Origin of the sequence: Mycobacterium sp. (assembly GCF_049585075.1) — a bacterium.
Lineage (GTDB): Bacteria > Actinomycetota > Actinomycetes > Mycobacteriales > Mycobacteriaceae > Mycobacterium.
In genome coordinates this window covers 1-7130 of record NZ_JBAUZA010000020.1, presented here as the reverse complement: position 1 = coordinate 7130, position 7130 = coordinate 1, and the positions used below count along the sequence as shown (strand labels likewise).

At 65.3% G+C, this 7130-nt stretch carries 8 protein-coding genes; 3 read left to right on the top strand and 5 right to left on the bottom strand.

What is annotated here, in order from left to right; translation table 11 throughout:
• From WB785_RS01135 to WB785_RS01125, 3 genes are all read left to right on the top strand, one after another.
• Window positions 1-450: hypothetical protein (locus tag WB785_RS01135; protein ID WP_424076870.1), on the top strand; the 450-nt coding region annotated here is incomplete at its 5' end.
• Window positions 451-496: 46 nt separating this feature from the next.
• On the top strand, window positions 497-1216 hold the full coding sequence (locus tag WB785_RS01130) for a TetR/AcrR family transcriptional regulator (protein WP_424076869.1): 720 nt from the start codon (window positions 497-499) through the stop codon (window positions 1214-1216).
• A complete protein-coding gene (locus WB785_RS01125) occupies window positions 1209-1988 on the top strand; it encodes a class I SAM-dependent methyltransferase (RefSeq protein WP_424076868.1) in 780 nt (259 codons plus the stop codon). Before WB785_RS01130 ends, WB785_RS01125 begins: the two co-directional genes overlap by 8 nt.
• 4 nt (window positions 1989-1992) lie before the next feature.
• On the opposite strand, the gene WB785_RS01120 is transcribed toward WB785_RS01125, so the two are convergent.
• The 5 genes from WB785_RS01120 to WB785_RS01100 all read right to left on the bottom strand — a co-directional run.
• The gene (locus WB785_RS01120; protein ID WP_424076867.1) at window positions 1993-3426 is read right to left on the bottom strand and encodes an acyl-CoA carboxylase subunit beta; all 1434 of its coding nucleotides are present in this window, start codon (window positions 3424-3426) and stop codon (window positions 1993-1995) included.
• A gap of 31 nt (window positions 3427-3457) precedes the next feature.
• Window positions 3458-4717, bottom strand: a complete 1260-nt coding sequence (gene kasB / locus WB785_RS01115) for a 3-oxoacyl-ACP synthase KasB (protein WP_424076866.1) — start codon at window positions 4715-4717, stop codon at window positions 3458-3460.
• Window positions 4718-4797: 80 nt separating this feature from the next.
• Complete coding sequence (kasA, locus tag WB785_RS01110; protein WP_424076865.1) at window positions 4798-6048, bottom strand: 3-oxoacyl-ACP synthase KasA; 1251 nt, start codon at window positions 6046-6048, stop codon at window positions 4798-4800.
• On the bottom strand, window positions 6045-6392 hold the full coding sequence (gene acpM / locus WB785_RS01105) for a meromycolate extension acyl carrier protein AcpM (RefSeq protein WP_424076864.1): 348 nt from the start codon (window positions 6390-6392) through the stop codon (window positions 6045-6047). Before acpM ends, kasA begins: the two co-directional genes overlap by 4 nt.
• A gap of 100 nt (window positions 6393-6492) precedes the next feature.
• The coding region (locus WB785_RS01100) for an ACP S-malonyltransferase (RefSeq protein WP_424076863.1) at window positions 6493-7130 on the bottom strand (638 nt) is incomplete at its 5' end.

The window sequence follows — 7130 nt, the reverse complement described above, 5'->3', positions numbered from 1 at the left end:
GAGCCATCACCGGCGCGCTTCGAGGACAACCTCAACTTCATCGTGCACAAGCTGCAGCGCGGCGCCAACCCAGGGATCGCGCTCAGTTCGCTTGCCCCCCTGGGAGAAGACCCCAATTCCCGTCATCCTGTCCAGGCACGCCTCAACGAACTGATCGCCACCTACAACGACGTCATACACAAGGTCGCGTCAACGGAGGGTACGGACTACATCCCGTTCTGGGAATCTTTCGAGGACCAACTCGTAGGTGCGGGGACGGCCAAGGCGTTTACCCGCTTCTCGTTCGCATCCTTCTACCGCGACTACCTGCTTCGGGAAATGATCCTGCGCCAAAGCTTTGATCGGATCTCTCGTGTCAACGGTTGGCAGTTCCACATCGACGGCATTCACCTCAACACCAGGGGCGGAGGAATCCTCACCGAGGCCGTTCAGCAGTTCTTGGACTCCTGAACCTGACTGTTGACCAAAATCGTATTTTAGTCATAGAGTGGCTGCCGTGGTGGTGGAACGCTCCCGCGGCGATCGACGAGAACGGGCTGATCGGATTCTTGATACCGCCCGCGACTTGCTGCTGTCGTGGGGCTATCGCCGGGTGACCATCGATGAATTGGCCCGCCGTGCCGGCGTCGGTAAGGGCACCATCTATCTGCACTGGCGTTCGCGGGAGGAAGTGTTCCACGCGGTCAGCGCACGCGAGGCGGCGGCCATGGCCGACGCGATTGTCGACGCGGTCCGCAATAATCCGGCCGAAGTCGCGCTGCATCGCTACCTGCGGCGGCTGTTCGTCGAGGCGATGAACCGTCCGGTGCTGCGCGCGCTCTACACCCGCGACTCCGATACCCTCGGGACTTTTCTGGCCGCGGCGCATCATCAGCGGCTCGAGGAAAGCAAACTTGGTGTCAACCGCGATTATCTGGCTGTACTCGCTACGGAGTCCATGCTGCGTCCCGGCCTGCGTTTGACGGACCTTGACTACACGCTGCCCACGATCGTCTTCGGTTTCTTTGCGGCAGAGCCCTTTCACGCGCCGGCGATCACGTTGACCTTGGAGCAGAAGGCGGATCAGCTCGCTGACACCGTGCGGCGGGCTTTCGAACCAACGGATGCGCCGAGCAACGCCGCGGTGAAACGCGCTGCGGCGAAGGCTCTTCCGATCCTGGAACGGCTCGCCGGAAATTTCCGTGCGGCAACCTATGGAGGTGATCTGGATGACTGAGCTGACAGCGGAGCTTGCTCGCCCGCGCGGACGCTACGGGGTGGACGGCGACTACCGGTTGATTCCCGCGCCGGTTGTCTTCGCTGGCTATCTCCTGATATGTGCTGCCGTAGCAGTTTTGGCAGCTGTGTGGCTGGCGGATGGCCGTGTCATCGCGGGACTCGCAGCCGCTGCGGTCGCCGTCGGTTTGATCGGCGCCGGGGTCAGCATTGCACGGTTCAGCCGGCGAGGAAAGTTCGAAGTCTGGGCGCGCCTGCTGACCGAGATCGGGCTGCGCGGCGACGAACGCGTGCTCGACCTCGGCTGCGGACGTGGCGCGGTCTTATTGGCCGCAGCCAAGTTGCTACCGCGGGGACGTGCTGTGGGAGTGGACATCTGGCGACCTGATCAGACCGGCAACTCCATGCAGGCGACACTGGCCAACGCCGACGCCGAAGGCGTGGCGGACCGCATCGAATTACATACCCGAGACATGACCGATCTTGCGTTTCCCGACGCTTCCTTCGATCTCATCGTGAGCAGCCTCGCGATCCACAATCTGCCGGGTAACCCTGCCCGGCGGTCCGCGATCGACGAAGCGGTGCGTGTGCTGCGGCCGGGCGGTCACGTCGTGATCGCTGATATCGGCTTCACCCGCCTGTATGCGGCCCGGCTTCGGGAACGGGGCATGGCGAACGTCGTCCGTCGGGATCTTGGTTGGCGGGCCTGGTGGGGACTTCCGCTCCTCCGTACCCACGCCGTCACCGCGACCAAGCCAGCGGCGGCGGGCTAGCGTCTTACAGCGGAATGTTCTTGTGGCGCCCGCGTCGTGCCGGCGCCTGGGCCAACGCCTCGGTGATCTTGCTGCGGGTGTGTGCAGGATCGATCTTCTCGTCGACCACGCCAATCTCGATGGCACTGTCGACGCCGCCGGCGATGCGTTCGTGCTCCGCGGCCAGTTCATCGTGCAGGGCCTCGCGCTCATGGTCGGACGCCGCGGCCAGCTTCTTCCGGTGCAGAATGCCCACCGCCGCCTTGGCGCCCATCACCGCGACCTCGGCGTCGGGCCAGGCGAACACTTTGGTCGCATTCAGCGAACGTGAGTTCATCGCAATGTAGGCCCCGCCGTACGTCTTTCGGGTGACCAGCGTGACGCGCGGAACGGTGGCCTCACCGAACGCGTGCAGCAGCTTTGCGCCGCGGCGCACCACGCCGCCCCACTCCTGGTCGACACCGGGCAGATAGCCGGGCACGTCGACAATCACGATCAGCGGAATACCGAACGCGTCACATAGCCGCACGAAACGTGCAGCCTTCTCGGCGCTTTCGGAGTTCAGGCAGCCACCCAGCCGCAGCGGATTGTTGGCGAGCACCCCGACCGTGCGGCCCGACAGCCGGCCCAGCCCGACCACCATCGACGGCGCCCACCTGGCCTGGAACTCCTCGAACGGCGCCCCCCCATCTTCTGCGGAGTCAAGTAACGCGGTCACGATCGGGTGCACATCGTAGGCGCGTCGCGGCGACTCCGGCAGCAGCGCATGCAGGTCGGTGTCATGGGCCTCGGCCTTGCTGCGGTCGAAATGCCCTTGCTGGCAGAATAATCCGACCAACCGACGGCCACGCTCGTAAGCGTCGAGCTCGTCGTCGGCAACGATGTGGCACACCCCAGACTTCTTGTGGTGGGTGTCCGGGCCGCCCAGCGACGCCATGTCGACGTCCTCGCCGGTGACGGTGCGCACGATGTCTGGCCCGGTGACGAAGACCCGGCTCTCCGGCGCCATCACGACCACGTCGGTCAGGGCCGGCCCGTAGGCGGCCCCGCCGGCTGCGAAGCCGACGACCACTGAGATCTGCGGGATGTATCCCGATGCCCGGATCATCGCCTCGAACACCAGCCCGACCGCGTGCAACGCGCGCACACCCTCGGCCAGCCGGGCGCCGCCGGAGTGCCAGATGCCCACGATCGGGCTCTGCTCCTCGATGGCGGTGTCGTAGGCGTTGACGATGTGCGTGCAGCCTTCGATGCCCATCGCACCGCCCATCACGGTGCCGTCAGTGCAGAAAGCGATTGTGCGCAAGCCGTTTACGGTTCCGGCGGCGGCCAGCACACCGGAGCGGTCACGCTCATGCAGGAGCTCGATGGTGCCGTCGTCGAAGAACCTGCTGAGGCGCAGCAGCGGATCGCGCGGGTCGAGCGACTCGTCAACCGTTTCCGGGGCCAGGGTCGTCATCGCAGGTCTCCTGTTCCAATCATTGTTCGATCTAATAGCGGCCAAACGTGATTGCCACGTTGTGCCCGCCGAATCCGAACGAGTTATTGATGGCGTACTTGTAGTCGCCCGGCCGCGGCTTGCCCGCCACCACGTCGAGGTCAATCTCCGGGTCCAGGTTGACCAGGTTCAGGGTGGGCGGAACGACCTGGTCGCGCAGCGCCAGCACGGTCAAGATCGACTCGACGGCGCCGACCGCGCCGACCGAGTGGCCGAGGGCGGACTTGGGTGCGTACACCGCCGCGTTGCCACCGCCCGGGCCCAGCGCGTTGTTGATGGCCTTGCCCTCGGCTACGTCACCGACCGAAGTGCCGGTGGCATGGGCGTTGACGTGGCTGATGTCGGCCGGCTTAAGGCCGGCGAGCTGGATGGCCCGCGTCATCGCATGGCCGGCTCGTTCCCCGTTGGGGTCCGGCGCCACCATGTGGAAGCCGTCCGATGTCACGCTGGCCCCCATGATCCGGGCCAAGATGTTGGCGCCGCGCGCCTTGGCGTGCTCCTCGGTCTCGATCACCATCAAGGCGCCCGCCTCGCCGAAGACGAAGCCGTTGCGGTCCTTGTCGAACGGGCGGCAGGCGCCGGCGGGGTCCTCGTTGTTGGTGGACAACACGATTCGCATCTGGGCGAAGCCCGCGATCGGCACCGCCTCGATCTTGGTCTCGACGCCACCGCAGATCGCGATGTCGGCTTCGCCGAGCACAAGTTGCTGCCAGGCGCGGGCAATGCCCTCCGAACCGGACGCACATGCCGACACCGCGGTCATCACCCCGGCTTTGGCTTCGCGCTGTAGACCGATCGCTGCAGCTGCGCCGTTGGGCATGTACATCTGCACGACCAGCGGAGAGACCGCCTTCAAACCCTTAGCGCGCATGCCGTCGTAGGCGAAGATCAATTCTTCGCTGGAACCGATGCCGGTGCCGATCGACACCGCCAACCGGTTGGTGTCGACCTCGGGCGAACCCGCGTTTTCCCACACCCGCCGGTTGAGCACCGTGGCCATTTTCTGCAGGTAGCCCATCCGGCGGTTCTCAACGCGGTCCAACTGGCTGTCGAACTCCTCGAGCAGGTGCCCACCGATGCGAACCGGCAGGTCATACTCGTCGACGAACGGGTCGTCGAGGAGCCGGATCCCACTTTGCCCGTCCAGCAACAACTTCCATGTGGTCTCCACATCAGTTGCCAGGGCAGTCGTCATGGCAACGCCGGTGACAACGATATTGGGGAAACCATTCCCCGTAGCCAACCCTGCCATTGCTTTTGCGAACGTTCCTTTCCTACTTGTCGGCTCCTCCTCGGGCCGCTCGCGGCCCGCATCGTCGCCGGACGCCTTGCTCAGTACCGCCCGAAGGCCAGCGCCACGTTGTGTCCGCCGAAGCCGAACGAGTTGTTGATGGCGTACTGGTAGTCGCCATAACGTGGCTCGCCCGCGACGACGTCCAGGTCGATCTCGGGATCGGGGGTGTGATAGTTCAGTGTCGGTGGTATGACGCCGTCTCGCAGCGTGAGCACCGTCAGCACCGATTCCAGGGAACCCACTGCGCCAATGGAGTGGCCCAGCGCCGACTTCGGCGCATAAACCGGAGCGTGCTCGCAACCGGCCTCTCGCAGCGCATTGGCTTCTGCGGTGTCACCGATCGGCGTAGCAGTCGCGTGCGCGTTGACATGGTCGATGTCCTTGGGGGACAAGCCCGCCAACTCCAGCGAGCGAGTCATCGCCCGGCCGGCACGCACGCCGTCCGGTGCTGGCGCCACCATGTGGAAGGCGTCGGACGTGATGCCGGCGCCCAGCAACCGGGCCAGCGGCTTGGCGCCACGGGCCTTGGCGTGCTCCTCGGTCTCAATGACCATCAGTGCACCGGCCTCACCGAACACGAAGCCGTCACGGTCCTTATCGAACGGACGCGACGCCCCTTCGGGGTCATCGTTGCGGGTCGACATGGCGCGCATCATCGAGAACGCCGCGATGGGCAGGGCCTCAATGGGGCCCTCGACACCGCCGCACACAGCGATATCGGCGTCGCCCATGACGATTTGCCGCCAAGCGTGTGCGATGGCCTCCGAGCCCGACGAACAGGCCGACACCGGTGTCATCACACCGGCGCGGGCCCCGAGCTGCAGACCTACCACCGCAGCGGCGCCGTTGGGCATGATCATCTGCACGGCCAGAGGCGACACCTTGCGGGGGCCGCCCTCGTTCATCAGGTCGTAGCTTTCGACGATCCGCTCCGCGCCGCCCAGACCGGTGCCGACAACGACGGCGAACCGGTCGGGGTCGACCTCGGGGCTACCCGCGTTCTCCCAGAGTTGACCGCTGAGCCACTTGGCCAGGCGCTGGACGTAGGACATGCGGCGCAGGTCCAGTCGACTCATGTGGTCGTCGATGGATTCCTTGAGGTGCCCGCCGATCTTGACGGGCAGGTCCCATTTGGTCACGAACTCGTCTTCGAGGACGCGGATGCCGCTCTCTCCGGCCAGCAAGCCCTTCCACGTGCTCTCGATGTCCGGCGCGATCGACGTCGTCGCCGTGACGGCGGTTACCACAACATCGGGGAAACCGCCGTTAGCAGTGGAAGGTTTGGTCACTGGTGGTCGGCTTCCATCCTGGCGCGCACCGACTCGACGGCCTCCGGGTTCTCGGTCTCGAGCTTCGCGCGCAGCGCCTGGGCGGCCTCGGGGTTCTCTTCCTCGAGCTTCTGGATGTAGGTGACGACGTCACCCACGGTGCGGAGGCCGGCGAGGTCCTCATCGGGAATCTTGACGCCGTACTTGTCCTCGGTCTGCACCGCGATCTCAACCATCGACAGCGAGTCGATGTCGAGGTCGTCGACGAACGACTTCTCCGGGGTGATCTCCGAGGGCTCGATACCGGTGACCTCTTCGATGATCTCGGCAATACCGGCGATGATTTCTTCCTGACTGACAGACACGTTCAGTTCCCTTCGTAATATGTTGTGTTACTGCTGATTTGACGTGCGTATGCGGTTGTGGGGCGGACTTGTTTGGTGATCTGGCTTTGCGGCCAGGGTTTTACAGCTCTGCCAAACCATCCAGGTCTGCAGGAGTCTTGACGGCACGCGTCGGTACCCCGCGAAGTTCGCGCTTGGCGATCCCGGCCAGAGCGCCGGCAGGCGGGAACTCGACGATCGCTTTGACATTTCGCTGGCGCAACGTCTCGCTGCACAAATCCCAGCGCACCGGGCGAGTCAACTGTGCGACAAGCTTCTCTATCGCATCGCCAGCTGAGGATACCTGCCGGCCGTCCCGGTTGGACAGCAAAACAGCGGTCGGCTCCGCGGTCGCGACGTTTTGCACCGCGGCGGCATAGCCCTCGAGGGCGGCCGCCATGAACTCGGTGTGGAACGCACCGGCGACGCCCAGCGCACGCACCCGGGCCTTGGCCGGCGGGTCTTCGGCGAGCTTTTCCAGCGCGCTCAGGCGACCGGCGGCCACGATCTGACCGGCCGCGTTGCGGTTCGCGGCAACCAGGTCGAGTTGCTCCAGCCGGGCCAGCACCTCGGTCTCGTCACCACCGAGAACGGCGGACATACCCGTCGGCTCGTTCGCGCAGGCCTTGGCCATCTCGGCACCGCGGGTGGCGGCCAGCGCCACGGCGTCGTCGGCCGAGATCACCCCGGCGATCGCGTAGGCGGCGATCTCACCGACCG

Bases quoted from the DNA above. Each gene is read 5' to 3' on its own strand.
- kasB (WP_424076866.1), bottom strand. From the start codon at position 4,717: ATGGCAGGGTTGGCTACGGGGAATGGTTTCCCCAATATCGTTGTCACC.
- WB785_RS01120 (WP_424076867.1), bottom strand. From the start codon at position 3,426: ATGACGACCCTGGCCCCGGAAACGGTTGACGAGTCGCTCGACCCGCGC.
- WB785_RS01125 (WP_424076868.1), top strand. From the start codon at position 1,209: ATGACTGAGCTGACAGCGGAGCTTGCTCGCCCGCGCGGACGCTACGGG.